Here is a 26,058-nt window from a genome sequence, read left to right as displayed (position 1 = left end):
CTTTCGTCATGCCGGGCCCCGTCCCGGCATGACGGCTAGGCCAGCGCTGGTTTCAGCCCGAGCGCCGTCGCCAGTGCGGCGTGGCGCTTCTCGGCGGTCTCGCCGTAGAGCGCGCGGTCGCCGTCGCGGAGGTGAAGAACGACCTTGCCGTCGTCGATCGAGACGGACGAACGCTGGAGCGGGCCCGCCAGGCCGCCGCTGAGGCGCTGGCCGAGCCTCGCGGCCAAACCCCAGACCGTGGCGCGGAGCAGACGCTCGACATCGGCGAGGCGCGACAGCGGATCGGGCATGGCGGTGCCGCCGCCCAGGCTGGTGAACAGCGCCTGGGCGAGCTGCGCGCGCTCGGCGGACTCGATCGCCACCCAGGCACCGTGCAGTGCGGTTTCCAGGCCGCGTTCCGCCCGGAACTCGGGGTTCGCGCGCCAGCCGACATCGGCGAGCAGGCAGGCGGCGTGGCGGATGCGTGCCTCGGCGGCCGGATGGTCGGCGAACAGCGGCGCGATCCAGCGGTCGAGCAGGTCGCCGTGTTCCGGAAAGCGGCCGAGCACCCTGCCCTCCTCGCGCGCGGCGACGATCAGCGGGTCGAGCGCACGATCCTGCTCCGCCAGTTCGCCGAACAACAGTCCTTCGCGCAGACCGAAGGCGGAGACGATCGTGGTGGTCGAGCCGAGCCGGCGCAGCAGCACCGCGAGCAGCGCGGCGGCATCGGCGAGGGTCGCGCTGCGGCCCGAGGACAGGCCCGGTACCGCGCGCAACCGCGGCTTGCCGAGCTGCGCCACCGATCGGCTGATCCGCGCGATCGTCTCGGCCGACATGCAATATTGATGGGCGATCGGCAGCGGATAGTCGGTCAGCGACATATCGAGCCGGGCGAGCGCGCGCCACGATCCGCCGACCAGGTACAGGGGCAGGCCTTTTCCCTTTCCGGCCCAGCCGGCCTGCTCGATCAGGCGGGTGACCAGCGCGTCGAGCGGCTTGCCGCGCTTGCCGGCGATGCGCAGCACGCCGAGCGGGAACGACACCCGCTCCGCGACCGCGCCGTCCCTGACGCGGACCAGTTCGAGGCTGCCGCCGCCCAGATCGCCGACGATACCGTCGGCCTGCGGAATGCCGGACAGCACCCCCATGCCGGCGGCGGTCGCCTCCTGCTCGCCCGTCAGCAGTTCGACCGTCAGGCCGAGCGCGGCCGCGGCGGCGATGAAATCCGGGCCGTTGGCGGCGTCGCGCACGGCGGCGGTGGCGACGGTGCGCACCTCCGCGTCCATCTCGCGTGCGACGGCGGCGAAGCGGGCGAGCGCGGTGCGGGCGAGCGCCAGCGCCTCCTCGTCCATCCGGCTGGTATCGGCGAGGCCGCGACCGAGACCGGCGAGCACCTTCTCGTTGAACAGCACCGCCGGGATGCGCGCAGGCCCCTGATAGACGACGAGGCGGACCGAGTTGGAGCCGATGTCGATAATCGCCTGGCGGCCCGCATCGCTCCTGCGGCGCCCGAACAGCGCGTCGGCGATGCTCACGCCGAGGCCCGGAGCGACAGCGTCGGCACCTTCTCCAGCGCCGCGCCGCGGCCCGAGAGCGAGGGGTTGGTCATGAAATAGCGGTGGAGGTTGAACGGCTTGTCGCCCGGCGTGACGCGGTCGTACTGGCCGTCGGGACCGAGCACCCAGCTCTGCTCGTCGTCGAGCAGGTTGGCGACCATGACCTGATCGAGGATCTGGTCGTGGACGGTGGGATTGGTGATCGGCAGCATGTATTCGACCCGGCGGTCGAAATTGCGGGGCATCCAGTCGGCCGAGGAGATGAACACCTTGGCGCCGTCGCCCGGCAACCCCTTGCCCGCGCCGAACGCCCAGATGCGGCTGTGTTCCAGGAAACGGCCGATGACTGACTTGACCCGGACGTTGTCCGACAGGCCGGGCACCTGCGGGCGCAGGCAGCAGATGCCGCGGATGACCAGATCGATCTCCACGCCCGCGTCCGACGCCTCGTACAATTTGTCGATGATCGCCGGGTCGACCAAGCTGTTCATCTTGGCCCACATCGCCGCGGGACGGCCGGCGCGCGCATGAGCGATCTCGTCGTTGATCAGCCGGGTCAGGTGCCGGCGCAGGTCGAGCGGCGACAGGCTGATGCAGTTCAACCCGTGCGGCTCGACATAGCCGGTGACGTAGTTGAACAGCTGCGCCGCGTCGCGCCCGATCGCCGCGTCGGCGGTGAAGTAGCTGAGGTCGGTATAGACCCGCGCGGTGACCGGGTGGTAATTGCCGGTGCCGAAATGGCAGTAGGTGCGGAAACTGCCATTCTCGCGCCGCACGACCAGCGCGATCTTGGCGTGCGTCTTCCAGTCGATGAAGCCGTAGACGACCTGCACGCCCGCGCGCTCCAGCGCGGAGGCCCAGTGGAGGTTCTGTTCCTCGTCGAAGCGCGCCTTGAGCTCGACGACGGCGGTGACGGACTTGCCCGCTTCCGCCGCGGCGATCAGCGCGGCGATGACGGCGGACTGTTTGCCGGCACGGTAGAGCGTCTGCTTGATCGCCACCACGTCGGGATCGGCGGCGGCCTGTTTCAGGAAGGCAAGCACCACCTCGAACGTCTCGTACGGATGGTGGACGACGATGTCCTTGGCGGCGATCGCGGCGAAGCAGTCGCCGTCGAACTCGCGGATCCGCTCGGGGAAACGCGGGGTGAAGGGCACGAATTTGAGGTCGGGTCGATCCTCGTCGGTGAGCTTGTCGAGGTCGGTGATGCCGAGGAGGTGGCCGCTCTCGGTGATGATCGTCTCGGCACCGCCCAGTTCGGACTTGAGGACGGCGGCGAGCGCGTCGGGCATGCCCGTCTCCAGCTCCAGCCGGATGACGCGGCCGCGGCGGCGGCGCTTGATCGCGTTCTTGAAGTAGCGGACGAGGTCCTCCGCCTCCTCCTCGATCTCGATGTCGCTGTCGCGCAGCACCCGAAAGGCGGCGGCGCCGTGGACGATGTAGCCGGGGAAGATGAGCGGCGCGAACCGCTTCACCAGTGCCTCCACGGACAGGTAGCGGACCTCGTCGCCGGGCAGGCGCACGAAGCGGGGGATGGTGCCGGGCAGCATCACCAGCTCGCGGATCGGCTCGCCGTCGGACACGCGCTCCAGGTCGAAGATCACCGACAGGCCGCGGTTGGGGATGAAGGGGAACGGGTGCGCCGGGTCGAGCGCCTGCGGGGTCAGGATCGGCGACACCTGATCGCGAAAATGCTGTTCCAGCCAGGCATCGTGCTCGCCGTCGATCGCGTCGCGGCGCAGGATGTGGAAGGCCGCCTCGTCGAGCAGCGTGCGCAGATCGCCCCACACCGCCTGCTGGCTCTCCATCAGCCGATCCGCCTCGTCGATGATCGCGCCGAGCTGCTGCCCCGGCGTCAGGCCGTCGGCGGAGCGGCGCTCGACCGCCTGCGCCTGCTGCCCTTTCAGGCCGGCGACGCGAACCATGAAGAATTCGTCCAGGTTGGAGCCGCAGATCGACAGGAAGCGCAGCCGCTCCAGCAGCGGGTGCGCGGGGTTGCACGCCTCCTCCAGCACGCGGCGATTGAAGGCGAGCCAGGAGAGTTCGCGGTTGAAATAACGGTCGTTCGGCTCGGGCGTGAACGGATCGTCGTCCGGCTCCGGCAGGTGCGCGACATGGGCGGGACGGGTCATGGTTCCTCCGGAGAGCCGGCGATCAGCGCGGACGCGGCGAGCACGGTGCGTGCCAGCGGAATGGTCGGGCGGGCGCGCCGTTCCATCGCCGCCTGGTCGATGGCGTCCACTGCCCGTTCCACGCACAGGTGGCTGCGCTCGATCCGGGCGGCGATCCAGTCGATCAGGTCGGGCCGCGCGTCGAGGCCGCGCCTGGCGAAGAGATGGTCGAGCAGCGCGCGCACCAGCGCGTCATCGGGCATTTCGATGACAGCGTGAGGACTAAGGGCGAGGCGCGAGCGGAGATCAGGCAGGCGCACCGTCCAGGCGGGCGGCGCGGCGTCGGCGACGATCACCAGCGGGCGCGCTTCCTCCTGCGCGCGGTTCCAGGCGTGGAACAGTTCCGCCTCCCCCAGCCGCTCGGCATCGTCAACGATCGCGCCGCCGCTCTTGGCGGCGAAGATGCGGGCGAGCAGGCTGCGGCCGGAACGGCGCGGGCCGGTGAGGATCGCGGTGCGGACGGGCCAACTCGCCCAGCCCTCCAGCACCCGCGTCGCCTGCTGGTTGGAAGGGGTGACCAGGAACGCGTCGTCGCGAGGGTCCGCCGGCCAGGCCAGCGGCAGCGCCATCTGGGTCATCAGCCGCCCGTCTGGCTTTCCGGCGAGGCGGGCGAGGCGGGCGGCGCGGCGCGGCGCAGGCGCAGCGTCGCCCCCTGCCCCAGCAGTTGGTAATCGCGCGACTGCATGGCCGCGACGAACGCGGGCTGATCCTCCACCACCACGCGCATCAGCGACACGCCGCCGAGCGCCAGGCTGGTGGTCGCGGCGGAGCGGACACCGGGAATGCCGCGGATCAGCGCCTCGACATTGGCGACGCTGGCGGTGCCGGGCGTGTCGTACTGGAGCGTCAGCGCCGTGCCCGCACTGGCGGGGGCGAGGCTGTCGATCAGCTGGTCCAGCGTCTCCGGCGTCGGCGTGGCGGTGGGCGTCGGCGTGGGGGGCGGCAGCAGCGCGATGTCGGGGCGGAGCGCACCGTCGCGCAGTGCGCGGGCATAGAGCGCGTCGAGCCGCTGAACCCCGGTATCGAGCAGCCGCGGCAATCCTTCCGCCGTGCCGACGCGCAGGGTGAAGGCGCCGATCAGCGTGTTGTCCGGCCCGTGCCGCGCCTCGAACGCGCCGATCACCGGGCCGCCGGGCCATTGACGATAAAGCCGGACGGTCGGGATCAATACGTCGGACGCGCCGTACTGGTCGAGGATCGTCCGCCACCACCCGCGCCCCGGCCGCCCCGCCTGCCCCGTGTTGAGGAGCAGCGAATCGGGGCCGGTGCCGGCCGGGCGGACGTAATCGATGCTGCTGTTGCCGGTGCGGAAGCGCGCCCAGGCAGCCTGCCAGGCGGAGCGCCCCTCGAACACCTGGCCGACGCCCGCCGACCACTCGACCGGCATCACCAGCATGGGCGTCGACCGATCGGCGTAGACGGCGACGCCGAGCACCGATCCGGCGCGCGCGCGATCGAACAGCACGCCCAGTCGCGCGATGTAGCGCTGGGGCCCGATCTGCTCGTTCTCGACGATGATGCCGGACACGAGCTGGTCGAGCGTGCCGTCCGACACCAGTCCGCCGCCGCCACCGAGGCGGCGCGACAGCTGCACCCAGGCCTTGCGCTGGGCCAGCCGCCAGCCGCCGAGCCGCGCCGCCTCCGCGCTGGGGGCCGCGACGTCGACAGTGACGCCCGACACCTCGAACGCGCCGCCGGCGTCGACGGGCGCGAGGCCGCGCGTCCCCTCGATCTGCGCGACCACGGCGCTGCCGAGAAGAAGCGCCGCGGCGGCAAGGAGGATGGCGGGGCGGCGCATGCGCCCGCCTTTTGGACAAGCGGGCGTGGAAATCCAAGCGCGATATGGCTAGGCGGCGGGTATGACCGACGAGACGCCCTCCGCCGATGCCTCCTACACCTATGCCGATGCGGGTGTCTCGATCGCCGCGGGCAACGCGCTGGTCCGCGCCATCGCACCGCTCGCCCGCGCGACCAGGCGTCCGGGGGCGGACGCCGACCTGGGCGGGTTCGGCGGGCTGTTCGACCTGAAGGCGGCCGGCTTCGTCGATCCGCTGCTGGTCGCCGCCAACGACGGCGTCGGCACCAAGCTGAAACTGGCGATCGAGTGGGACCGGCACGAGGGCGTCGGCGTCGACCTGGTCGCGATGTGCGTCAACGACCTGATCGTCCAGGGTGCCGAGCCGCTGTTCTTCCTCGACTATTACGCCAGCGGCCGGCTGGACGAGGGCGTGGCCGAGCGGGTGATCGCCTCGATCGCCGAAGGTTGCCGCCAGGCGGGCTGCGCGCTGATCGGCGGCGAGACGGCGGAGATGCCGGGGATGTACGCGGAGGGCGACTATGACCTGGCGGGCTTCTGCGTCGGCGCGGTGGAGCGCGATCGGCTGCTGACCGGGCGCGGGATCGGCGCGGGCGACGTGATCCTGGGGCTCGCCTCGTCGGGCGTGCACTCCAACGGGTTCAGCCTGGTCCGCCGGCTCGCCGCCGACAAGGGATGGAAGCTCGACCGGCCGGCGCTGTTCGACCAGGACCGGCTGCTGATCGACGCGCTGATGGCGCCGACGCGCATCTACGTCGCCAGCCTGCTGCCGAGCTTGCGCGAGGGGCGGATCAAGGGGTTGGCGCACATCACCGGCGGCGGCCTGCTGGAGAACATTCCGCGCGTGCTGCCGGACGACGCGCACGCGGTGATCGACGCCGACGAGTGGCCGCTGCCGCGGCTGATGGCGTTTCTCCAGGCGCAGGGGCGGATCGAGCCGGAGGAGCTGGCGCGGACGTTCAACTGCGGCATCGGCATGGCGGTGGTGGTCGCCGCCGACGAGGCGGACGCGGTGGCGGCGGCGCTGGCGGCGGCTGGCGAGACGGTGTTCCGGATCGGCGCGATCGAGAAGGGGTCACGCGGCTGCACGGTGCGCGGCTCGGCGGAGACGTGGAGCGCGCGTGACGACTGGTCGGCGACGCATGAGGGGTGACGTGAGGCAGCCGCCGTCTTTTCCCATCGTCACAGCGACCTTGGTCGAGGTATTCGCTAAGCACCGTCATGCCGGGCTCGTCCCGGCATCCAGGATCAAGCAGCGCGCCGTTCGTGGCTCTGGATGCCGGGACGAGCCCGGCATGACGAAACAAGGTGCAAACGCCGCGACGTTCCCCGGTGTCACTCAAGGCCGGGGCGACGGCGTTTGAGGAAGGTCGGCATTCTCTTGTCCGGCCGCGGGTCGAACATGATGGCGCTGGTCGAGCAGGCGCGTGGCTACACCGTAGCACTCGTCGCCTCCGACAAGCCGGACGCCGCCGGGCTCGCCTGGGCGCGGGAGCATGGGCTGGCGACGTTCGCGCTGTCGCCCAAGGGGATCGGCAAGGCCGCCTACGAAGACGCGCTCGACGCGGCGCTGCGCGATGCGGGCGTGGAGGTGATCGCACTCGCCGGCTACATGCGGCTGCTGTCGGACGCGTTCGTCGCCCGGTGGCGGGGCCGGATCGTCAACATCCACCCGTCGCTGCTGCCGCTCTACAAGGGGCTCGACACGCACGCGCGCGCGATCGCGGCGGGCGACGGGCACGGCGGCTGCTCGGTCCACCTCGTCACCGAGGAGCTGGACGGCGGCACGGTGCTCGGCCAGGCGCGCGTCGCCGTCCAGCCCGGCGACACGGCCGACACGCTCGCCGCGCGGGTCCTGGTCGCCGAACACGCGTTGTACCCCCGGATTTTAGCGGAGTTCGTGATGACCCCACTCGACCATGTGCGCGCCGTGGCGCTGCAATTGCCCGAGGCCGAGGAGCGAGCCGACGGCTTCTTCGTGGCGGGCGAGCGTTTCGCCGCCGTGGAGGGCGACGTGCTGCGCGTGCGGGACGACGATGGATGGGCCGACGTGGCGCTCGGTGGCGAGGTCGACTGGCCGGCGGTCGAGGACCGGGTCGCACGCGGCTGGGAACTCGTCGCGCCCGCCGGGCTGCTGGAGGCGGGCGGCCGGTGAAGGAGACGGCGGAGCAGGCGACGCGCCGGCGCTGGATCACGCTGGCCGAGCTGGTGGCGGTGGCGGGCGTGCTGATCGCCGCGCTGACGCTCTATCTCGGCTGGTCGGACCGCCGCGCGGACGAGGCCGCCCGCCAAGCGGAGACGGCGAACAGCGCGCGCGACCGGTCGCGCGTCGACCTGAAGGCGGCGGTGGAGGACGGCGGCACCGCGCTGGCGCTGACCGACGAACGGCACGACCTGTCGGAGCTGACCGTCGCCTTCCCCCGCGCGCTCGGCGTGGCGACGCAGCGGCCGGCGGAGACGGCGATCGACGCGGACTGGATCGCCGCGCCGCTGCTCAAGCTGACCGACGGCGGCGCCGACGCGCGGACCGGACGGCTGCCGGTGCTGCTGACAGTGCGTTACTGGGACGGCGACGCGGCGCGGACGGCGACCGGCATCTACGACGTGATCTGGCGGACCGAGGGGCGGATGCTGCGCGGACGGACGCTGAGCCTGGAGGGCCTGCGCCTGCGCGAGCGCGGTGGTGGTCAGGCGCGGCTGGACGCGATCTGGGCGCGGGAGAAGCCGGGGGCGTAGGGCTGGACGGGTCCTCTCCTTCCTCGTCACCCCGGACTTGATCCGGGGTCGATCCCACCGCGAGAGCAACGGCCCGCGTGTGTGCGGAACCATGGACCCCGGATCAAGTCCGGGGTGACGGGTTGTCAGGGTGTCCGCCCTGAACCCCGCTCAGATCGGCCGCGCGTAGACGCGGTCGTCGTGCCAGGTGGCGCCCACCTTGAAGCGGCGCTTCTCGGTGACGGCGAAACCCTGTCGCTCGTAGAAGGCGCGCGCGACGTGGTTGCCCGCGTAAACGCCGAGCACGAGGCGGCGCGCGCCCAGGGCACGCGCGTCGTCGATCGCCCGCGCCATCAACGCGGCGCCGAGGCCGGTCCCGCGGGCGAGCGACAGGGTGTAGATGCGGCGAAGCTCGACGTCGCCCGGTCCAGTGGTGCCGACCGCGTCGGGGGTGGTAAGGACGGTGTAGCCGATCGGCGCGTCGCCGTCGGGATGCTCGGCGAGGGTCACGACACTAGCCGGATCGGCGATCCAGGCGGCGAAGGTGGCGACGCTGCTCTTGATCGCGACATGCGCTATGATGTCGGCGCCGGCCAGGATGCCGGCGAAAGTCTGGAAGAAAGTCGCGCCCGCGACGAGCGAGGCCGCAGGGGCGTCGCCCTGCCCTGCCCGTCGCAGGCGGAACTGCATCAGCCGACGATCTCTTCCGGCTTGAAGAAATACGCGATCTCGGTCGCGGCGTTCTCGTCGGAATCCGAGCCGTGGACGGTGTTGGCCTCGATCGACTCGGCCAGTTCCTTGCGGATCGTGCCCGGCCCGGCATTGGCCGGGTTGGTCGCGCCCATCACGTCGCGGTTGCGCTGCATGGCGTTCTCGCCTTCCAGCACCTGGACGACGACCGGGCCGGAGATCATGAAATCGACCAGCTCGCCGAAGAAGGGCCGCTCCCGGTGGACGGCGTAGAAGCCCTCGGCCTGCTCGCGCGTCATCTGGATGCGCTTGGAGGCGACGACGCGGAGCCCCGCATCCTCCAGCATCTTGGTGACGGCGCCGGTCAGGTTGCGGCGCGTCGCGTCGGGCTTGATGATCGAGAAGGTACGGGTCGCGGCCATGACGGTCACGGGCTCCTGTTTCTGAAGGGGTTGGAAGTCGCGCCGCCCCTAGAGGCGGCGTCGTCGGATGGCAACTACGCCACTTGCTCCCAGCGGCCGGCGTCGTTCTGTTTCCAGTAGCGGCGCTCGACGCCGTCCTGTCCCCCCAGCCCCTTCCAGGCGAGCCGCGCCGCCGGGATCGCCTCGTCGTCGAAGAAGTGGAAGGCGCGGTCGAAGCCCAGCGCCTCGTCGCGCCACGCGCCGTCGACCAGCGCGACGTGGCGGGCGGCGTTGGCGGCCGTGACCTCGCCCGCGATCAGGATGGGCTGCGAGGCATCGTCGCCGGCACCGGCCTGCGCGTGGGGCAGGAAGCTTTCGGGCGCGTAGGCCCAGAGCAGCCGGTCGAGCGTGGCGCGCTGCGCCTCGCCGGCGCTGACGATCAGCAGGCGGGCGCCGGAGGCCACCACCTTCTCGGCAATCTGCGGCAGCGCGCGGTCGAGCGGGGTGGCGGTCAGGTGGTAGAAGTCGACCTGCATTACTGCTCCCCTCCCCTTCGCCTCCAACCGTCACTGCGAGTGGTCGGAGATCTTGGCTTCGAACGATGCAACACCGTCATGCCGGGCCCTTCGGCGAAGCTCAGGAGAGCCTCGTCCCGGCATCCAGAGCCAAGACCGATGCCGCTGCTTGGCCCTCGACCCCGGCACAAGGCCGGGGTAACAGTCACTCGCGTCCTACCGCTCGAAATTGTCCGCGACGAAGCGGTCGAGCAGCTTGACGCCGTACCCGGTCGCGCCCTTGTCGTAGGTCGCCGCGGCCTTGTCGGACCAGACCATGCCGGCGACGTCGAGATGCGCCCAGCGCACGCCGTCGTCGACGAAGCGCTGCAGGAACTGCGCCGCGGTGATCGATCCGGCGCCGCGCGGACCGACATTCTTCATGTCGGCGATCGGCGAATCGATCAGCTTGTTGTACGTCTCCGACAGCGGGAAGCGCCACAACTTGTCGTCGGAGGCGAGGCCGGCCGCCAGCAGCTGGTCGGCCAGGCCGTCGTCGTTCGAGAACAGGCCGCCATGCTCGTTGCCCAGCGCGACGATCATCGCGCCGGTCAGCGTGGCGAGATCGACGATCGTCCCCGGGCGGAACGTCTTCTGCGTCCAGGTGATCGCGTCGGCGAGCACCAGCCGCCCCTCGGCATCGGTGTTGAGCACCTCGATCGTCTGGCCGGACATGGAGGTTACGATGTCGCCCGGCCGCGTCGCCATGCCGTCGGGCATGTTCTCGACGAGGCCCACCACGCCGACGACGTTGGCCTTCGCCTTGCGACCGGCGAGAGCCTTCATCGTGCCGACGACGGCGCCAGCGCCGCCCATGTCCCACTTCATGTCTTCCATGCCGGCCGCGGGCTTGATCGAGATGCCGCCGGTATCGAAGGTCACGCCCTTGCCGACCAGCGCCAGGGCGGGATCGCCTTCGCCCGCGCCCTGCCAGCGCAGCGCCAGCAGCCGCGCCTCGCGCGCCGAGCCCAGGCTGACGGCGAGCAGCGATCCCATGCCGAGTTCGCGCATCTCGTTCTCGTCAAGGACGGTGATCTCCAGCCCCAGGCCGTCCACGTCGGCGCGGACGCGCTCCACGAAACTCTCGGGGTAGAGGATGTTGGCGGGCTCGGCGACCAGCGTGCGGGTCAGCGCCAGCCCTTCTGTCACCGCCTTCTGCGTCGCCCAGGCCGCCTCCGCGCCGTCCGGCGCGCCCGCGATCGCCAGCGCGGCGAAGGTCGGCTTGGCGGTGTCGGCCAGCTTGGTGCGGTACACGTCGTGGCGCCACGCGCGCTGCACGGCGGCGGCGGCGAAGCGCGCGGCGGCGGCCGGGGTCGCGGCCACGCCGGACAGGTCGGCGGTCGCCTCCGTCGCGCCGGAGGTGAGCAGCTTGGCGGTGACCGCGCCGCCCGCCTTGGTCCAGTCCGCCTCCGTGCCCGCGCCGACCCCGACCAGCAGCACGCGGCGGGTGCCGGTGGCGGCGGGCAGGAACAACTCGACCAGCGACCCGGCCTCACCCGCGAAGCGCGCCGCGTCCGCCGCGGCGGTGCCGATCGCCTGCGCGCCCTCGCCGAGGTCCGACCAGCGCAGGCCGGGGAGGCCGTCCTTCTCCACCGGCAGGATCAGGATGGCCGCGTCGTCTGCGGCGGGGACGAAGGAGATGTGCATGATACGCCTTTGCTGTGGATCGGTTCATCTAGGGATGCCGGGACCGAGCGCCAAGCGCCGTTGCTCCCGCAGCCCGGCTGCGATAGGCGCGGGGGATCGAAGGCGCGACCGCTGGGCAAGCGGCGTGCGAGACGCAAAGGGTTGAAGCATCATCGTGTCGCGTTGCCGCCTGCTCGCCGGATGCGCCCTGCTGTCGGTCGCCGCGCCCGCCGCGGCGCAAGAGCTGGCCGATCGTCCGGTCGCTCCCCCCGCCGCCCCCGCCGCGCCCCCCGCCGACGGGCAGATCCGGTTCAGCGCCGGCGCGCTGGAATATGACAGCGACGCCGACATCGTCACCGCCACCACCGACGTGCGGATGTTCCGCGAGGGCGAGCGGCTGCGCGCCGACAAGGTCGAGTGGAACCGCAAGACCGGCAAGGTCGTCGCCACCGGCGATATCGCCGTCACCAACCCGCAAGGCGACGTGGCGTACGGCGACCGAATCGAACTGACCGATACGCTGAAGGACGGCGTGGTCGACAATATGCTGGTGGTGCTGGAACAGGGCGGTCGCCTGGCCGCCGATCGCGGCACGCGCTTGCCCGACGGCACGGTGACGCTTGACCGCGCCGCCTACACGCCGTGTGCCGTCGCCGATGCGGAGGGCTGCCCCAAGGAGCCGACCTGGAAGATCACCGCGGTCAAGGTGACCTACCGGCCGGAGCGCGGACGCGTCTATTACGACGGGGCGCGCCTCAACCTCTTCGGCCTGCCGACGCTGCCGCTGCCGCGCTTCTCCCACCCGGTCGGCGGATCGAGCGATTCAGGCTTCCTCAGCCCGAACATCCAGTACAGCCGGGTCAACGGGCTCGAATTTGCGCTGCCCTACTATATGCGGCTCGCGCCCAATCGCGGGCTGACGCTGACGCCGCACGTCTATTCCAGCGTGCTGCCGATGGCGGAGGCTCAGTACGAGCAACTCGGCACGCGCGGCGCCTTTCGCGTGCGCGGCTACCTGACGGAGAGTCGGCGGTCGGACGACCTCAACACGCTGGACCCGACCGACACCAGCCGGGCGCTGCGCGGCTACCTGGACGGGATCGCGCGCTACCAGTTCACGCCGGAATGGAGCGCCAGCGGCTCGCTCAGGGTCACCACCGACCGCACCTTCCTGCGCCGCTACGACATTTCGCGCGACGACCGGCTGCGCAACACCGCGCAGCTCCAGCGGATCGACGCGAACAGCTATTTCGCGATCACCGGCTGGGCGGTGCAGACGCTGCGCGTCAACGACCGGCAGGGCATGCAGCCGATCGCCCTGCCCGAGATCGATTATCGTCGCCGGGTCGCCGACCTGCTCGGCATCGGCGACCGGCTGGAGGTGCAGCTCAACTCGCTGGCGCTGTCGCGGCGCGACGGGCAGGACACGCAGCGCGCCTTCGCCAGCGCGCGCTGGGACCTGCGCCGCGTCACCAGCTGGGGGCAGGAGCTGCTCCTCACCGCCTTCGCGCGCGGCGATGTGTACAATACCAACGACACGCTGGCGACCGCGGTGGCGAGCTATCGCGGCGACGAGGGGTTCCAGGGTCGGGCGATCGGCGCGCTGGCGGCGGAGCTGCGCTGGCCGCTGATCGGCGGCATCTTCGGCGGCACGCAGCGGCTGACCCCGCGGTTGCAGCTGGTCGCGGCGCCGCGGATCAAGAACCTGTCGATCCCCAACGAGGATTCACGCTCGATCGACCTGGACGACACCAACCTGTTCGCGCTTAACCGCTTCTCCGGCTACGACCGGTTCGAGGATTCATCGCGCGCGACCTACGGTGCCGAATGGGCGCTCGACCTGCCGGGGATCGCGCTCAACGCGGTGATCGGCCAGAGCTATCGCCTGGACGACCGGCCGGGCATTTTCCCGGAAGGCACCGGGCTGACCGACCGCTTCTCCGATTATGTCGGCCGGACCGAGCTGCGTTTCCGCGACTTCGTGTCGGTGGTCCACCGCTACCGGCTCGACAAGGACAGCTTCCAGATCCGCCGCAACGAGATCGACGCCACGGTGGGATCGCGCAGCACCTATGCGTTGATCGGCTATCTGAAGCTCAACCGCGACATCGACCTGGTCGAGGATCTGCGCGACCGCGAGGAGATCCGCCTCGCCGGCCGCGTCGCCTTTGCCCGCTTCTGGTCGCTGTACGGCTCCACCGTCGTCGACCTCACCAACCGGGCCGAGGACCCGTTGTCGGTCGCCGACGGTTTCGATCCGATCCGCCACCGGCTGGGCGTGCAGTATGAGGACGACTGCCTTCGCCTGGGGCTGACTTGGCGGCGCGACTATCGCCAGATCGGCGACGCGCGGCAGGGCAACAACTTCCTCTTGTCGCTGGCGTTCAAGAACCTCGGGCGCTAAGCGCGGGTTCAGCTGCCGGGGGGTAGCTCCGGGCACCTGCATGCCTTCCACCGCGTCATGGGATTGCCGATACGTGAAGCACCTTCGAACTGTTGCCGGTCTCCTGTCGCTCGCGGCGGCGGGTGTCGCCCCCGTCGCGGCGGGGATCGCGCAGACGGTGGAGGACCGCGCCGTGCCGGATAGCGGCGGGCTGGACCTGCCCGACAACCTCCAGATCTTCGGCAAGCTCGACCCCAACGTCCGCAAGCCGACCGCGATCGTCAACGATACCGTGCTGACCGGCACCGACGTCGACCAGCGCGTCGCGCTGATCCTCGCGGCGAACGGCGGGCAGAAGATCAGCGACGCCGACCGCGACCGGCTGAAGCTCCAGGTGCTGCGCCAGCTGATCGACGAGACGCTGCAGATCCAGGAGGCGAAGACCGCCGACATCACGATCACGCCGGGCGAGATCAACGCCAGCTACAACCGCGTCGCCCAGCAATTCAACCGATCGCCCGCGCAAATGGCGGCGTACCTGCGCGAGTCGGGATCGTCGGAGCGGTCGCTGCGCCGCCAGATCGAGGGCGAACTCGCCTGGCAGCGTTACCTGCGCCGGCGCGTCGAACCCTTCGTCAACATCGGCGACACCGAGGTGAAGGCGATCCTCGACCGGCTGGAGGCAGCCAAGGGAACCGAGGAGTTCAACCTGCGCGAGATCTATCTGTCGGCGAACGACGCGACGCAGGGACAGGTGGTCGCCGAAGCGCGCCGCATCATCGGCGAGTTGCAGAAGGGCCAGCAACCCTTCGGCTTCTTCGCGCGGCAATATTCCGATTCGCCGACCCGCGGCGTCGACGGCGACCTCGGCTGGGTGCGGGCAGCGCAGCTGCCGGGGGAACTGGCGGAGGCGGCGCAGCAGATGCAGGTCGGGCAGGTGGCTGGGCCAATCGCGGTGTCGGGCGGCTTCTCCATCCTGTACCTCACCGACAAGCGCCAGGTGCTGACCGCCGATCCGCGCGACGCGCGGCTCAGCCTGAAGCAGCTGACGCTGCGCTTCCCCGCCGGCACCACGCAGGCGCAGGCCAACATCCGCGCCGCCGCGTTCGGCGAGGCGGTGAAGGGCATCCAGGGCTGCGGCACGGTGGAGAAGGTCGCTGCCGGCCTGGGCGCCGACGTGGTCGACAACGATACCGTGCGCATCCGCGATTTGCCGGGGCCGCTCGCCGAGATCGTTGGCCAGCTCCAGGTCGGTCAGGCGACGCCGCCCTTTGGCTCGCCCGATTCAGGCGTCCGCGCGCTGGTGCTGTGCGGCCGCGACGATCCGAAGTCGGGGCAGCTGCCGACCACCGATCAGGTGGAGAACCAGCTTCAGCAGCAGCGCGTCAACCTGCGCGCCCAGCAGAAGCTGCGCGACCTGCGTCGCGACGCGGTGGTCGAGTATCGCTGAGCCCGTGATGCCGTTTTCCCTGCCCCTGCTGGCGGTGTCGCTGGGCGATCCGGCGGGGATAGGTCCGGAGATCGTTGCCAAGGCCTGGGCCGCGCGAGGCTCGCGCGCGTTGCCGCCGTTCTTCGCGGTCGGCGACGCGCGCTCGGTCAGCCGCGTGTGGGACGGCCCGGTGGCGGTGATCCGCGACGTGCGCGAGACCGCCGCCGCCTTCGCCGACGCGCTGCCGGTGCTGAGCGTCGAGGACGCCGGCGAGATCGTGCCGGGAACGCCCGATACAGAAGGGGCGCGATGTGCGCTCCAGTCGCTGGAACTGGCGGTGGGGCTGGTCCGCGAGGGGGCGGCGCGCGCGCTGGTGACGGGGCCGGTGTCCAAGGCGCAGCTCTACGCGATCGGCTTCACCTATCCGGGCCAGACCGAGTTCGTCGCGGAGCGGTGCGGCATCGCCGGCGAGAACGCGGTGATGATGCTCGCCGGCCCCTCCCTGCGCGTCGTGCCGATGACGACGCACGTGCCGCTGGCTGACGTGCCGCGGCTGCTGACGGTCGAGCTGATCGTCGCCAAGGCGCGCGCCACTGCGCGCGGGCTGCACCGCAATTTCGGGATCGAGCGCCCTCGCCTCGTCCTCGCCGGCCTCAACCCGCACGCGGGAGAGAGCGGCGCGATCGGACGCGAGGAGATCGAGGTGATGGAGCCTGCCGTCGCGCTGCTCCGCGACGAGGGGATCGACATCGCCGGCCCCTTCTCCGCCGACACGCTGTTCCACCCACGCGCGCGGGCGCGCTACGACGCGGCACTGTGCGCCTATCATGACCAGGCGTTGGTGCCGATCAAGACGCTGTTCTTCGACGAGGGGGTCAACATGACGCTGGGCCTGCCGATCGTCCGCACCTCGCCCGATCACGGCACCGCCTTCGCCATCGCCGGGCACGACCAGGCGGAGCCGGGCGCGATGATCGCCGCGATCGCCATGGCGGGCGAGGCCGCCGAGCGCCGCGCCGCCGCCGCGGCATGACCGACCTGCCGCCGGTGCTGCCCCCGTTACGCGACGTGATCGCGCGTCACGGCTTGCAGGCGTCCAAGGCGCTGGGCCAGAATTTCCTGTTCGACGGTCAGCTGCTCGCGCGCATCGCCGCGGTGCCCGGTGACCTGGCCGACGCGGAGGTGCTGGAGGTCGGGCCCGGTCCCGGCGGCCTCACCCGCGCGCTGCTCGCCGCGGGCGCGCGCGTCACCGCGATCGAGCGCGACCGCCGCTGCATCCCCGCGCTCGCCGAGCTGGGCGACGCCTATCCCGACCGGCTGCGGGTGATCGAGGGCGACGCGCTCGCGATCGATGCGCCGACACTGTTACAGGGCGCGCCGCACATCGTCTCCAACCTGCCCTACAATGTCGGCACGGCGCTGACCGTCGGCTGGCTGTCGGCCGAGTGGCGGCCGTGGTGGCGATCCTGCACGCTGATGTTCCAGCGCGAGGTCGCCGACCGCATCGTCGCCGCGCCCGGCACGGGTGCCTATGGACGGCTGGCGGTGCTGGCGCAGTGGCGCTCCACCGCGCGGATCGCGATGCCCGTCCACCGTTCCGCCTTCACGCCGCCGCCCAAGGTGATGTCGGCGGTGGTCCACCTCGTGCCGACGGAGGCGCCCGCGGGTGTCCGGCTCGCCACGCTCGAACGCCTCACCGCCGCCGCCTTCGGCCAGCGCCGCAAGATGCTGCGGCAAAGCTTAAAGGGCGTGACGGGCGCGGACGCGGCGATGGACGCGGTGGGGATCGACCCGACGCGACGGGCCGAAACGGTGTCGGTGGACGAGTTCGTCGCACTGGCGCGGGTGCTGGACGGCTGAGTCGACAGGCTGCCGAAATCTATCTCATAATAGATAGCATCGTGCCCCGGCGAAGGCCGGGCCCCAGTTGGAGGACGACCGTGGCGAGCGCGACGTCGTCACCTCATGGCTCTGCGCAACTGGGCCCCGGCCTTCGCCGGGGTACTTGCCGCAGTAAGGAAATACCGACCGACTCCGACTGGGAACGAAGAATGTTTACTCCTGCGCCGTCTTGGCCGGCGCCGCGACCTGCGCGGTCGTCACCGGCGGCCCCTTGGCGATGGTGCCCGCCAGCGTCGTCGCTTCCGGACACGCCCCCTTGCACAGCGTCTTCAGCCGGGCGAGGTTCTCGCGCGCCTGCGCCATCGCGCCCTTGGCGACCAGCGCTTCGCCCTGGCCGGCCAGCGCGCCGCGGTCGTTGGGCTCCAGCAGCAGCGCCTCGCGGTAGAGGCGGATCGCCTTGCCCGGCAGCCCACGCAGCTCGGCCACCTCGGCCAGCGTCGTGAACGCGCCGCGGTTGCGCGGATCGACCGCCGCCGCCGTCTCCAGCACGTCGGTGGCACCGTCGAGATTACCCGCCGCCTTGAGCGCGCGCCCCTGCGCCAGCAACTGCAGCGAGCGCGGATCGATCTGGTCGTCCGGCCGCTGCCCGTGCAGCGACGCCGTCAGGCTGACGGTCGCGAGCGCGGAGGCGAGGGCGAGCGAGGCGAGACGCATGATATACTCCGGTCGGAACACGGCCCGTCGACTAGCACGGCGCCACCAGCCGCGCGACGAAAAAGCCGTCGGTCGCATCGTGGGCGGGATCGAGCCTCACACCCTTTCCACGTGGCCGCCCGGCCGGTAGGTCTAGCGGCACGGCCCGCCAGCCGGGATGCCGCAGCAGGAACGCGTCGACCTGCGCTGCCCCTTCCGCATCGAGCAGCGAGCAGACGATATAGACGAGGTCGCCGCCCGGCCGCACCAGCGTGGCGCCCAGGTCGAGCACGTGCGCCTGCGTCGCCGCGAACCGCTCCAGCCGGGCGGGCGTCAGTCGCCAGCGCGCCTCCGGGTTGCGCCGCCACGTGCCCGTGCCGGAGCACGGCGCGTCGACCAGCACGCCGTCCGCCTCGCCGATCCAGTCGGTGAGCGCGTCCAGCTCGCGTTTCGGATCGAGCAGCCGCGTCTCGATGTTGGCCACACCCGCCCGCTCGGCGCGCGGGCCGAGCCGCGACAGCCGTCCGCGATCGGTGTCGCAGGCGAGCAGCGCGCCTTTCCCCTCCATCCGTGCGGCGAGCGCCAGCGTCTTGCCGCCCGCGCCGGCGCAGAGATCGACGATGCGGGCGCCTGGATCGGCGGGTAGCGCCCGGCCGACGATCTGGCTGCCGGCGTCCTGCACCTCGACCCAGCCGTCGCGAAAGGCCGGTAGCGCTTCGACCGCGGTGCCGCTCGGCAAGCGGACGCCGTCCGGGGTCGCGGCGATCGAGGCCGCGTCCGGAATGGCGGCGAGCACCTCGTCGCGCGTCGCCTTGAGGTGATTGACGCGGCAGTCGAGCGGCGCGCGATCGACCAGCGTCGGCAGTTCCGTGGCGGCGAGGCCGGAGGCGACCAGCGCCTGCTCCAGCCACGCCGGCGCGACCCCGCGCGACGCCCTCGGCTCGCCGGGTGCGATCGGTGCAGGGCCGTGCGCGCCGCCGTCGAAGGTCGCGGCGAGCGCCGCGTCTCCGTCGGCGAGCGTCAGCACGGCGGCGCGGCCGCTCGCCGGTATCTCGCCCGCGGCGCGGATCGCCGCGTAGACCAGTTCCCGCACCGCGCGCCGGTCCTTCGAGCCCGCGTAGCGCCGGTTGGCGAAGTATCGCGCGATCAGCGTATCCGCCGCCGCCCCGCCTTCCCGCGCGGCGGCGACGATCGCGTCGACCAGCTCGATCGCCGCCTGCGTGCGCGCAGCGGGCGTCATCGGCGCTTCCCAGGGTGATGAACCGTCATGCCGGGCCCGTCCCGGCACCCAGGGCCACGAACGGCGACGCTTGGCCTTGGACACCGGGACGAGCCCGGTATGGCGACGTGGTTCCAGGCATCACCGCGTCGGATAGTTCGGCGCTTCGCGGGTGATCGTCACGTCGTGGACGTGGCTCTCCTTCAACCCGGCGCCGGTGATCCGCACGAACTGCCCCCGCTCGCGCAATTCGGCCAGATCGTGCGCGCCGGTGTAGCCCATCGCCGCCTTGATCCCGCCAACGAGTTGGTGAATCACCTCGCGCGCCGGGCCCTTATAGGCGACCTGCCCCTCGATCCCCTCGGGCACCAGCTTCAGCTGATCCTTGATGTCCTGCTGGAAATAACGGTCGGCCGAGCCCTTCGCCATGGCGCCGACCGAGCCCATGCCGCGATACGACTTGTACGAACGCCCCTGATACAGGAACGTCTCGCCCGGCGCCTCCTCCGTGCCCGCCAGCAGCGATCCGACCATGCACACCGACGCACCCGCCGCCAGCGCCTTGGCGAGGTCGCCGGAGGTGCGCAGGCCGCCATCGGCGATCACCGGCACGCCCGCCTTCAAGCCGACTTCGGCGCAGTCCATCACCGCGGTCAGCTGCGGCACGCCAACGCCGGCGACGACGCGGGTGGTGCAGATCGATCCGGGCCCGATCCCGACCTTGATCCCGTCCGCACCCGCGTCGATCAGCGCAGCGGTCGCGTCGGCGGTGGCGACGTTGCCGGCGACGACTTGGACGGAGTTGGACAGCTTCTTGACCCGCTCGACCGCGACGGCGACCTCGCGGTTGTGGCCGTGCGCGGTATCGATGATGACCAGGTCGACCCCGGCATCGACCAACTGCTCGGTCCGGTCGTATCCCTTGTCGCCCACCGTGGTCGCGGCGGCGACGCGCAGGCGGCCGGCGGCGTCCTTGGTCGCGTTCGGATAGGTCACCGCCTTCTCGATGTCCTTGACGGTGATGAGGCCCACGCACGCGTAGCGGTCGTCGACGACGAGCAGCTTCTCGATCCGCCGCTGGTGGAGCAGGCGCCGCGCCTCGTCGGAACCGACGCCGGTGCCGACGGTGACGAGATTGTCGCGCGTCATCAGCTCGCTGACCGGCTGGGCCGGGTTCTCGGCGAAGCGCACGTCGCGGTTGGTGAGGATGCCGACGAGGCGGCCGCCGTCCTCCACCACCGGGATGCCGCTGATCCGGTGCCGCGTCATCAGCGCGCGCGCCTCGGCCAGCGTCGCGGACGGCGCGATGGTGATCGGGTTGACCACCATGCCGCTCTCGAACCGCTTCACCTGACGGACGGCGTCGCACTGTTCCTCAATCGTGAGGTTGCGGTGGAGCACGCCCATGCCCCCCAGCTGCGCCATGGCGATCGCCATCTGCCCTTCGGTCACCGTGTCCATCGCCGCCGACATGACGGGGATGGTCAGCGCGATGTCGCGCGTCACCCGCGTGCGCGTGTCCGCCATCGACGGCAGCACCTCGGAGGCAGCCGGCACCAGCAGCACGTCGTCGAAGGTGAGGCCGAGGCGGATGTCCATGGAAATGCCGTTCCTGTGAGGGGTGGCGCGCCATGTAACCGCGAGGACGGAACGACGCCAGTCCCTCACGTCACCCCGGGCTCGTCCCGGGGTCCAGAGCCCAGCAGTGTTCCATCTTGCGGCTCTGGATGCCGGGATCAGCCCGGCATGACGATGATGGCTGTTCGCCCGCCACCTCCGTGCTACGCTCCCCTCCACAACGACCATCGGGGGAAACCATGGGCCTGACCATCGTCGCCGCGGCGCTCGTGCTGGTACTGTTCTACCTGTTCACCAGCATCAAGATCGTGCGCCAGGGTTACCAGTACACGATCGAGCATTTCGGCCGATACACGACGACCGCCGCGCCCGGTTTCAACTTCTACCCCGCCTTCTTCTACCGCGTCGGCCGGCGCGTGAACATGATGGAGCAGGTGATCGACATTCCGGGGCAGGAGATCATCACCAAGGACAATGCCATCGTCTCGACCGATGGGGTCGTCTTCTTCCAGGTGCTCGATGCCGCCAAGGCCGCCTACGAGGTGTCGGACCTCTACGTCGCGCTCCTCCAGCTGACGACCACGAATCTCCGCACGGTGATGGGATCGATGGACCTCGACGAGACCTTGTCGAAGCGGGACGAGATCAACGCGCGCCTGCTCTCGGTGGTCGCCCACGCCACCGTGCCCTGGGGCGTCAAGATCACCCGCGTCGAGATCAAGGACATCCGCCCGCCCGCCGACATCGTCACCGCCATGGGCCGGCAGATGAAGGCCGAGCGCGAGAAGCGCGCCAACATCCTGGAGGCGGAGGGCACCCGCGCCTCCGAGATCCTGCGCGCCGAGGGCCAGAAACAGGCGCGCATCCTGGAGGCCGAGGGCCGCCGCGAATCCGCCTTCCGCGACTCGGAGGCCCGCGAGCGCGCCGCCGAGGCGGAGGCCAAGGCGACGCAGGTCGTCTCCGACGCGATCGAGACCGGCGGCACCCAGGCGATCAATTATTTCATCGCGCAGAAATACGTCGAGGCGGTCAGCAAGTTCGCGACCAGCCCCAACGCCAAGACCATCCTGTTCCCGGTGGAGGCAACCAACCTGATCGGCACGCTGGGCGGCATCGGCGAACTCGCCAAGGCCGCGCTGGGCGAGCAGACCGCCAAGGCCGAGGCACCCGCGACGCCCAAGCGCGGGCCGTTCGAACTGCCCCAGAAGTGAGGAAGGCGCCGTGAGTCTCGACGCGATCGGCGGTGCCGGAGGCGGGTGGCTGCTCGCCGCGCTGCTGCTCGGCATCGCCGAACTGCTCGTCCCCGGCGTGTTCCTGATCTTCCTCGCCATCGCCGCCGCGGTGACGGGGCTCGCCTCCTTCGCGCTTCCCGAACTGCCGCTCACCGCGCAACTCGCCTCGTTCGCGGCGTGGAGCGTGGTCGCGGTGCTCGTCGGCCGCCGCTGGTACGCCGACTATCCGGTGGAGGGTGGCGACGCGCATCTCAACGACCGCGCCTCGCGTCTGATCGGCGAGCGGGTGACGGTGGCGGTGGCGATCGAGCACGGGCGCGGCCGGGTGGTGGTCGGCGACGGCACCTGGCCGGCGACCGGGCCGGACCTGCCGGTGGGCGCCAGCGCACGGATCGTCGCGGTGAAGGACGGCGTGGTGGAGGTGGAGGCAATCACCCTTCCCAGCACCTGACCGTCACCTCGGGCTCGCCCCGGGGTCCAGGACCAAGCAGCGCTGCCGCTCGCGACCCTGGATGCCGGGACGAGGCTCTCCTGAGCTTCGCCGAAGGGCCCGGCATGACGGGTTTTCAGTCCTTCTTCAGATGCCGCCGACCGAGCAGCTCGGCGATCTGCACCGCGTTCAGCGCCGCGCCCTTGCGCAGATTGTCGCTGACGCACCACAGCGCCAAGCCATTCTCCACCGTCGGGTCCTCGCGCACGCGGCTGACATAGGTGGCGTCGTCGCCCGCCGCCTCGATCGGCGTGATGTAGCCGCCGTCCTCGCGCTTATCGATCAGCATGATGCCCGGCGCCTCGCGCAGGATGTTCTGCGCCTCCTCGGCGGAGATCTCGTTCTCGAACTCGATGTTCAGCGCCTCGGAATGGCCGACGAACACCGGCACGCGCACGCAGGTGGCGTGGACCTTGATCTTGGGATCGAGAATCTTCTTGGTCTCGACCACCATCTTCCACTCTTCCTTGGTCGATCCGTCGTCCAGGAAGCTGTCGATGTGCGGGATGACGTTGAAGGCGATCTGCTTGGTAAACTTCTTCGCCTCGGCGGGATCGCCGACGAAGATGTTGCGGCTCTGCTCGAACAGCTCGTCCATGCCGACCTTGCCCGCGCCCGACACCGACTGGTAGGTCGCGACCACCACGCGCGTGATCTTCGCCGCATCGTGCAGGGGCTTCAGCGCGACCACCATCTGCGCGGTGGAGCAATTGGGGTTGGCGATGATGTTGCGCGCCTTGTACCCGTCGATCGCGGCGGCGTTCACCTCCGGCACGATCAGCGGCACGTCCGGGTCCATGCGGTAGAGCGACGAATTGTCGATCACCGTGCAGCCGGCAGCGGCGAATTTGGGCGCGTAGACGCGCGTCGCCTCGCTGCCGATCGCGAACAGCGCCATGTCCCAGCCGGCCGGGTCGAAATGCTCGATGTTCTGGATCTTTAGCATGCGGCCGGTGTCGCCATACTCGATCTCGTCACCCTGGCTGCGCGACGAGGCGAGCACCGCGATCTCGTCGGCGGGAAACTCGCGCTCGGCCAGGATGTTGACCATCTCGCGCCCGACATTGCCCGACGCGCCTGCGACGACGATCCTGTAACCCATAATACCTCCGTCATGCCGGGCTCGTCCCGGCATCCACCGTGCCGCACACCCTCAGGCCGAGCTCTTGCCGAAGGGTGGACCCCGGGACAAGCCCGGGGTGACGTAGGTTTAGTTTGCGGCGGTGTCGGCCGGGGTCGCCCGCGGCGCCTCCTTGTTCTTCACCGTGCGGTCGAGGAACCGCAGGATCGTCCCCCACAGATGCTCGCTCACCCCCGGCCCGCCGACGCGGTGCGTCTGGCCGGGGTAGAACATCATCTCGAACGGAGTCGCCGTCTGCTGCATCTCGGCGGCGACCTTGGTGCTGTTGTCGAGGAACACGTTGTCGTCCGCCATGCCGTGGATCAGCAGCAAAGGATCGCGGATCTTCGACGCGTCCGCCACCGCCGCGGAGCTGGCATAGCTCGCCGGATCGGTCTTGGGATCGCCCAGATACCGCTCGGTATAATGCGTGTCGTAGAGCTGCCAGTCGCTGACCGGTGCGCCCGACACCGCAGCGGCGTACACCCCCGGCGTCTTCTCCAGCATCTTGAGCGACATGTAGCCGCCGTAGGACCAGCCATAGGTCGCGATCTTGGCCGGATCGACGAAGGGCAGCGTCTTCAGATACTCGGCGCCCGCCAGCTGGTCGGCGACCTCCACCGTGCCCATCGCATGATAGATATGGTCCTCGAACGCCTTGCCGCGGTTGTAACTGCCGCGATTGTCGATCTGGAAGAAGATCCAGCCCTGATCGACCAGATATTGCGGCAGCGCGCCCTGCCAGCCGTGCGTCACCTGCTGGCCGGTGCCGGGCCCGCCATAATGCTGGAAGAACACCGGATATTTCTTGCCGGGCTCCAGCGGCGGCGTAATCATCTCCCAGTGGAGCGTGGTGCCGTCGTCGGCCTTGATCGTGCCGAACCGCGTCTGCTGGTGGCTCGCAAGATACGGGTAATAGGGGTGGCCGGGAACCACCGCATTCTCGTTAATCCACGACAGCCGCTTGCCGGCGGCGTCCGCCAGATAGGTTTGCGCCGGCTGCCTCGGGCTGGACCTGGTCACGATCAACCGGCTGGCCGAACCGTCCATGGAGGCCGAGTTGGTGAAGCCGCGCTCCGTCAGGCGGGTGATCTGGTTGGGCTTGGCCCAATCCACCGAGTAGACGTGGTTCTCCAGCACGTCGTCCTTGGTGCCGGTGAAGAACACGCGGCCCTTCGCCTCATCGATGCCGACCAGGCCCGTCACGACCCAGTCGCCCTTGGTCAGCTGCGTCCACTTGCCCGCCGCGAACCGGTAGAGGTGGCCGAAGCCCGACCGTTCCGATCGCCAGATTAGGCTGCCGTCGGCCAGCGGCTGATACGCGTCGGACAGGTTCAGCCAGCTCTTCTCGCCCGATTTCTCGGTGAACAGGATCGTCGCCTTGCCGGTCGCCGGGTCGACGCGCAGCAGGTCGAGCCGCTTCTGGTCGCGGCTCTCGCGCTGCACCAGCAGGCCCGACCCGTCGGGCAGCCAGTCGACCCGCGCCAGGTAGATGTCGCGGTTCGTCCCCAGATCGACCTTCACCTGGCCCGTTCCGTCGGGCTTCATCACGTACAGGTCGACCAGCACGTTAGGCGTGCCCGCCGCTGGATAGCGCTGTTCGTAAGTCTTGGTCCCCGCCGCGCCGATCGACGCGCGGGTGAAGATCTGCACCGGCGCCTCGTCGAAGCGTTCCACCGCGATCAGCCGGTCGTCGGGGCTCCACCAATAGCCCGTGCGCCGGTCCATCTCCTCCTGCGCGACGAACTCCGCCTCGCCGAAATGAATGGTGCCGCCGCCGCCCGTCGTCACCGGTCTCGCCTCGCTCCCGCCCAGCGGCTGCGCGTAGAGGTTCTGGTCGCGCACGAAGCTGACGTAACTGCCCTTGGGGGACACCACGGGGTTGAGCTCGCCGCCCGGCGTATTTGTCAGCCGCCGCACCGTGCCGTCGAGCGCGGCGAGGTACAGGTCGCCGTCGAGCGGCACCAGGATCGACTTGCCGTCGGGCGCCCAGTCATAGGCGACGATCCCCTTGCTGCCGCCGATCCGCGCCCGCTCGCGCTGCATCTTCTCCGCCTCCGACAGTTCGGCGCCCGATCCGATCCGCTTGGAATCGACCAGCATCCGCTCCGCCCCCGTGCGCGTGTCGGTCGCCCACAGGTCGAAGCGTTCGCGCTCGTCGGTGCGCGGACGCAAGGAGGTCAGCAGCGTCCCGTCCGGCGACAGCCTCAGCCCGCGCGGCTGCGGTCCGGACAGGTCGGGGCTGCCGAACACCCGGCCGAGCGTCAGCACGCCCTCCGGTGCTTCCGCGGGCGCCGTAACGGGCGGCTGGGCGGGCACGGCGGCGGGCGGCACCGCCGCGCCCTGCGGCGGCGCCGCCTGTTCAGCGGCCATCGCCGCGCTTCCCACCGAGGCCAAGGCCAGTCCGAGCACCCATGCGCGCATCCATCTCTCTCCGCTTTTCGGCCCGTGCCGGACCGCGATCGGCGCGTTATCGCGGGGGTGTGGAGGGGCGTCCAGCCGAAATAGTCGCGCCCCGCCCGAACGGCCGGGTGGACGAGCGGTGGCTGCGCCGGGACGAGCCG

22 protein-coding genes are annotated in these 26,058 nt (G+C 70.6%); 9 read left to right on the top strand and 13 right to left on the bottom strand.

All coding sequences use genetic code 11. The features are described from left to right. Nucleotides 1-35: 35 nt before the first annotated feature. The 4 genes from BM145_RS01170 to BM145_RS01155 are packed head-to-tail and all read right to left on the bottom strand — an operon-like array spanning nt 36 to nt 5,504. Entirely contained in the window at nt 36-1,508 is a 1,473-nt protein-coding gene (locus BM145_RS01170; RefSeq protein ID WP_093330809.1) for a Ppx/GppA phosphatase family protein, read from the bottom strand. A 2-nt stretch (nt 1,509-1,510) separates the two neighbouring features. Next, nucleotides 1,511-3,667: an RNA degradosome polyphosphate kinase gene (locus tag BM145_RS01165; protein WP_093330224.1), complete on the bottom strand. Its 2,157-nt coding sequence runs from the start codon at nt 3,665-3,667 to the stop codon at nt 1,511-1,513. Continuing rightward, entirely contained in the window at nt 3,664-4,284 is a 621-nt protein-coding gene (locus BM145_RS01160) for a P-loop NTPase family protein (protein ID WP_093330221.1), read from the bottom strand. The genes BM145_RS01165 and BM145_RS01160 overlap by 4 nt, the downstream gene beginning before the upstream one ends. After that, entirely contained in the window at nt 4,284-5,504 is a 1,221-nt protein-coding gene (locus BM145_RS01155) for a hypothetical protein (protein ID WP_093330218.1), read from the bottom strand. Before BM145_RS01155 ends, BM145_RS01160 begins: the two co-directional genes overlap by 1 nt. A gap of 61 nt (nt 5,505-5,565) precedes the next feature. Between BM145_RS01155 and purM the strand changes: the two genes are divergently transcribed. The 3 genes from purM to BM145_RS01140 all read left to right on the top strand — a co-directional run bounded on the left by purM (nt 5,566) and on the right by BM145_RS01140 (nt 8,258). Then, complete coding sequence (purM, locus tag BM145_RS01150; RefSeq protein ID WP_093330216.1) at nt 5,566-6,675, top strand: phosphoribosylformylglycinamidine cyclo-ligase; 1,110 nt, start codon at nt 5,566-5,568, stop codon at nt 6,673-6,675. A gap of 207 nt (nt 6,676-6,882) precedes the next feature. After that, nucleotides 6,883-7,677, top strand: coding sequence for a phosphoribosylglycinamide formyltransferase (gene purN / locus BM145_RS16280; RefSeq protein ID WP_425441070.1), 795 nt, complete (start codon nt 6,883-6,885; stop codon nt 7,675-7,677). Then, nucleotides 7,674-8,258 carry a hypothetical protein gene (locus BM145_RS01140; protein ID WP_093330212.1) on the top strand — a complete coding sequence of 195 codons (585 nt, stop codon included), beginning with the start codon at nt 7,674-7,676 and terminating at the stop codon, nt 8,256-8,258. The genes purN and BM145_RS01140 overlap by 4 nt, the downstream gene beginning before the upstream one ends. Before the next feature lie 150 nt (nt 8,259-8,408). On the opposite strand, the gene BM145_RS01135 is transcribed toward BM145_RS01140, so the two are convergent. The 4 genes from BM145_RS01135 to BM145_RS01120 form a co-directional block, all read right to left on the bottom strand. Then, entirely contained in the window at nt 8,409-8,927 is a 519-nt protein-coding gene (locus BM145_RS01135; RefSeq protein ID WP_177200041.1) for a GNAT family N-acetyltransferase, read from the bottom strand. After that, nucleotides 8,927-9,349: a nucleoside-diphosphate kinase gene (gene ndk, locus BM145_RS01130; RefSeq protein ID WP_093330206.1), complete on the bottom strand. Its 423-nt coding sequence runs from the start codon at nt 9,347-9,349 to the stop codon at nt 8,927-8,929. Before ndk ends, BM145_RS01135 begins: the two co-directional genes overlap by 1 nt. Nucleotides 9,350-9,423: 74 nt before the next feature. After that, nucleotides 9,424-9,864, bottom strand: a complete 441-nt coding sequence (locus BM145_RS01125; RefSeq protein ID WP_093330203.1) for a DNA polymerase III subunit chi — start codon at nt 9,862-9,864, stop codon at nt 9,424-9,426. A gap of 195 nt (nt 9,865-10,059) precedes the next feature. Further along, nucleotides 10,060-11,529 carry a leucyl aminopeptidase gene (locus BM145_RS01120; RefSeq protein ID WP_093330201.1) on the bottom strand — a complete coding sequence of 490 codons (1,470 nt, stop codon included), beginning with the start codon at nt 11,527-11,529 and terminating at the stop codon, nt 10,060-10,062. A gap of 154 nt (nt 11,530-11,683) precedes the next feature. Between BM145_RS01120 and BM145_RS01115 the strand changes: the two genes are divergently transcribed. Genes BM145_RS01115 through rsmA form a run of 4 tightly spaced genes read left to right on the top strand, consistent with a single transcriptional unit; the run spans nt 11,684 to nt 17,180 of the window. Then, the gene (locus BM145_RS01115; protein ID WP_093330199.1) at nt 11,684-13,912 is read left to right on the top strand and encodes an LPS-assembly protein LptD; all 2,229 of its coding nucleotides are present in this window, start codon (nt 11,684-11,686) and stop codon (nt 13,910-13,912) included. A 40-nt stretch (nt 13,913-13,952) separates the two neighbouring features. Beyond that, entirely contained in the window at nt 13,953-15,341 is a 1,389-nt protein-coding gene (locus tag BM145_RS01110) for a peptidylprolyl isomerase (protein ID WP_093330198.1), read from the top strand. A 7-nt stretch (nt 15,342-15,348) separates the two neighbouring features. Continuing rightward, nucleotides 15,349-16,353 (top strand): 4-hydroxythreonine-4-phosphate dehydrogenase PdxA, encoded by a 1,005-nt coding sequence (gene pdxA / locus BM145_RS01105; protein WP_093330196.1) that lies wholly within the window; start codon nt 15,349-15,351, stop codon nt 16,351-16,353. Further along, nucleotides 16,350-17,180, top strand: coding sequence for a 16S rRNA (adenine(1518)-N(6)/adenine(1519)-N(6))-dimethyltransferase RsmA (rsmA, locus tag BM145_RS01100; RefSeq protein ID WP_093330193.1), 831 nt, complete (start codon nt 16,350-16,352; stop codon nt 17,178-17,180). Before pdxA ends, rsmA begins: the two co-directional genes overlap by 4 nt. Before the next feature lie 195 nt (nt 17,181-17,375). On the opposite strand, the gene BM145_RS01095 is transcribed toward rsmA, so the two are convergent. From BM145_RS01095 to guaB, 3 genes are all read right to left on the bottom strand, one after another. After that, on the bottom strand, nt 17,376-17,876 hold the full coding sequence (locus BM145_RS01095; RefSeq protein ID WP_093330190.1) for a hypothetical protein: 501 nt from the start codon (nt 17,874-17,876) through the stop codon (nt 17,376-17,378). 31 nt (nt 17,877-17,907) lie between these two features. Then, nucleotides 17,908-19,095: an RsmB/NOP family class I SAM-dependent RNA methyltransferase gene (locus tag BM145_RS01090; protein WP_093330188.1), complete on the bottom strand. Its 1,188-nt coding sequence runs from the start codon at nt 19,093-19,095 to the stop codon at nt 17,908-17,910. 120 nt (nt 19,096-19,215) lie between these two features. Then, entirely contained in the window at nt 19,216-20,673 is a 1,458-nt protein-coding gene (guaB, locus tag BM145_RS01085) for an IMP dehydrogenase (RefSeq protein WP_093330186.1), read from the bottom strand. 218 nt (nt 20,674-20,891) lie between these two features. Here guaB and BM145_RS01080 point away from each other — a divergent pair, with 218 nt between their 5' ends. Both BM145_RS01080 and BM145_RS01075 read left to right on the top strand, forming a co-directional pair. Beyond that, nucleotides 20,892-21,863 carry an SPFH domain-containing protein gene (locus BM145_RS01080; protein ID WP_093330184.1) on the top strand — a complete coding sequence of 324 codons (972 nt, stop codon included), beginning with the start codon at nt 20,892-20,894 and terminating at the stop codon, nt 21,861-21,863. A gap of 10 nt (nt 21,864-21,873) precedes the next feature. Next, the gene (locus tag BM145_RS01075) at nt 21,874-22,335 is read left to right on the top strand and encodes an NfeD family protein (RefSeq protein WP_093330182.1); all 462 of its coding nucleotides are present in this window, start codon (nt 21,874-21,876) and stop codon (nt 22,333-22,335) included. 115 nt (nt 22,336-22,450) lie between these two features. Here BM145_RS01075 and BM145_RS01070 read toward each other — a convergent pair whose 3' ends face one another. Continuing rightward, nucleotides 22,451-23,476 carry an aspartate-semialdehyde dehydrogenase gene (locus BM145_RS01070; protein WP_093330181.1) on the bottom strand — a complete coding sequence of 342 codons (1,026 nt, stop codon included), beginning with the start codon at nt 23,474-23,476 and terminating at the stop codon, nt 22,451-22,453. A gap of 108 nt (nt 23,477-23,584) precedes the next feature. Then, nucleotides 23,585-25,867: a S9 family peptidase gene (locus BM145_RS01065; protein ID WP_425441069.1), complete on the bottom strand. Its 2,283-nt coding sequence runs from the start codon at nt 25,865-25,867 to the stop codon at nt 23,585-23,587. Between the last annotated feature and the right edge of the window lie 191 nt (nt 25,868-26,058).

The sequence above is a fragment of the Sphingomonas rubra genome (assembly GCF_900115745.1).
GTDB classification, from domain to species: domain Bacteria; phylum Pseudomonadota; class Alphaproteobacteria; order Sphingomonadales; family Sphingomonadaceae; genus Sphingomonas; species Sphingomonas rubra.
The sequence above is the reverse complement of the archived record's forward strand: the minus strand, read 5'-3'. Positions and strand labels throughout refer to the sequence as shown.

Excerpts from the sequence above, each read along its gene's own strand:
- BM145_RS01080 (WP_093330184.1), top strand. The coding sequence starts at position 20,892 with ATGGGCCTGACCATCGTCGCCGCGGCGCTCGTGCTGGTACTGTTCTAC.
- BM145_RS01125 (WP_093330203.1), bottom strand. The coding sequence starts at position 9,864 with ATGCAGGTCGACTTCTACCACCTGACCGCCACCCCGCTCGACCGCGCG.
- BM145_RS01065 (WP_425441069.1), bottom strand. The coding sequence starts at position 25,867 with ATGGCCGCTGAACAGGCGGCGCCGCCGCAGGGCGCGGCGGTGCCGCCC.
- BM145_RS01110 (WP_093330198.1), top strand. The coding sequence starts at position 13,953 with ATGCCTTCCACCGCGTCATGGGATTGCCGATACGTGAAGCACCTTCGA.
- BM145_RS01135 (WP_177200041.1), bottom strand. The coding sequence starts at position 8,927 with ATGCAGTTCCGCCTGCGACGGGCAGGGCAGGGCGACGCCCCTGCGGCC.
- rsmA (WP_093330193.1), top strand. The coding sequence starts at position 16,350 with ATGACCGACCTGCCGCCGGTGCTGCCCCCGTTACGCGACGTGATCGCG.
- BM145_RS01155 (WP_093330218.1), bottom strand. The coding sequence starts at position 5,504 with ATGCGCCGCCCCGCCATCCTCCTTGCCGCCGCGGCGCTTCTTCTCGGC.
- BM145_RS01165 (WP_093330224.1), bottom strand. The coding sequence starts at position 3,667 with ATGACCCGTCCCGCCCATGTCGCGCACCTGCCGGAGCCGGACGACGAT.
- ndk (WP_093330206.1), bottom strand. The coding sequence starts at position 9,349 with ATGGCCGCGACCCGTACCTTCTCGATCATCAAGCCCGACGCGACGCGC.
- BM145_RS01095 (WP_093330190.1), bottom strand. The coding sequence starts at position 17,876 with ATGCGTCTCGCCTCGCTCGCCCTCGCCTCCGCGCTCGCGACCGTCAGC.
- guaB (WP_093330186.1), bottom strand. The coding sequence starts at position 20,673 with ATGGACATCCGCCTCGGCCTCACCTTCGACGACGTGCTGCTGGTGCCG.
- BM145_RS01160 (WP_093330221.1), bottom strand. The coding sequence starts at position 4,284 with ATGACCCAGATGGCGCTGCCGCTGGCCTGGCCGGCGGACCCTCGCGAC.
- BM145_RS01120 (WP_093330201.1), bottom strand. The coding sequence starts at position 11,529 with ATGCACATCTCCTTCGTCCCCGCCGCAGACGACGCGGCCATCCTGATC.
- pdxA (WP_093330196.1), top strand. The coding sequence starts at position 15,349 with ATGCCGTTTTCCCTGCCCCTGCTGGCGGTGTCGCTGGGCGATCCGGCG.
- BM145_RS01090 (WP_093330188.1), bottom strand. The coding sequence starts at position 19,095 with ATGACGCCCGCTGCGCGCACGCAGGCGGCGATCGAGCTGGTCGACGCG.
- BM145_RS01070 (WP_093330181.1), bottom strand. The coding sequence starts at position 23,476 with ATGGGTTACAGGATCGTCGTCGCAGGCGCGTCGGGCAATGTCGGGCGC.
- purM (WP_093330216.1), top strand. The coding sequence starts at position 5,566 with ATGACCGACGAGACGCCCTCCGCCGATGCCTCCTACACCTATGCCGAT.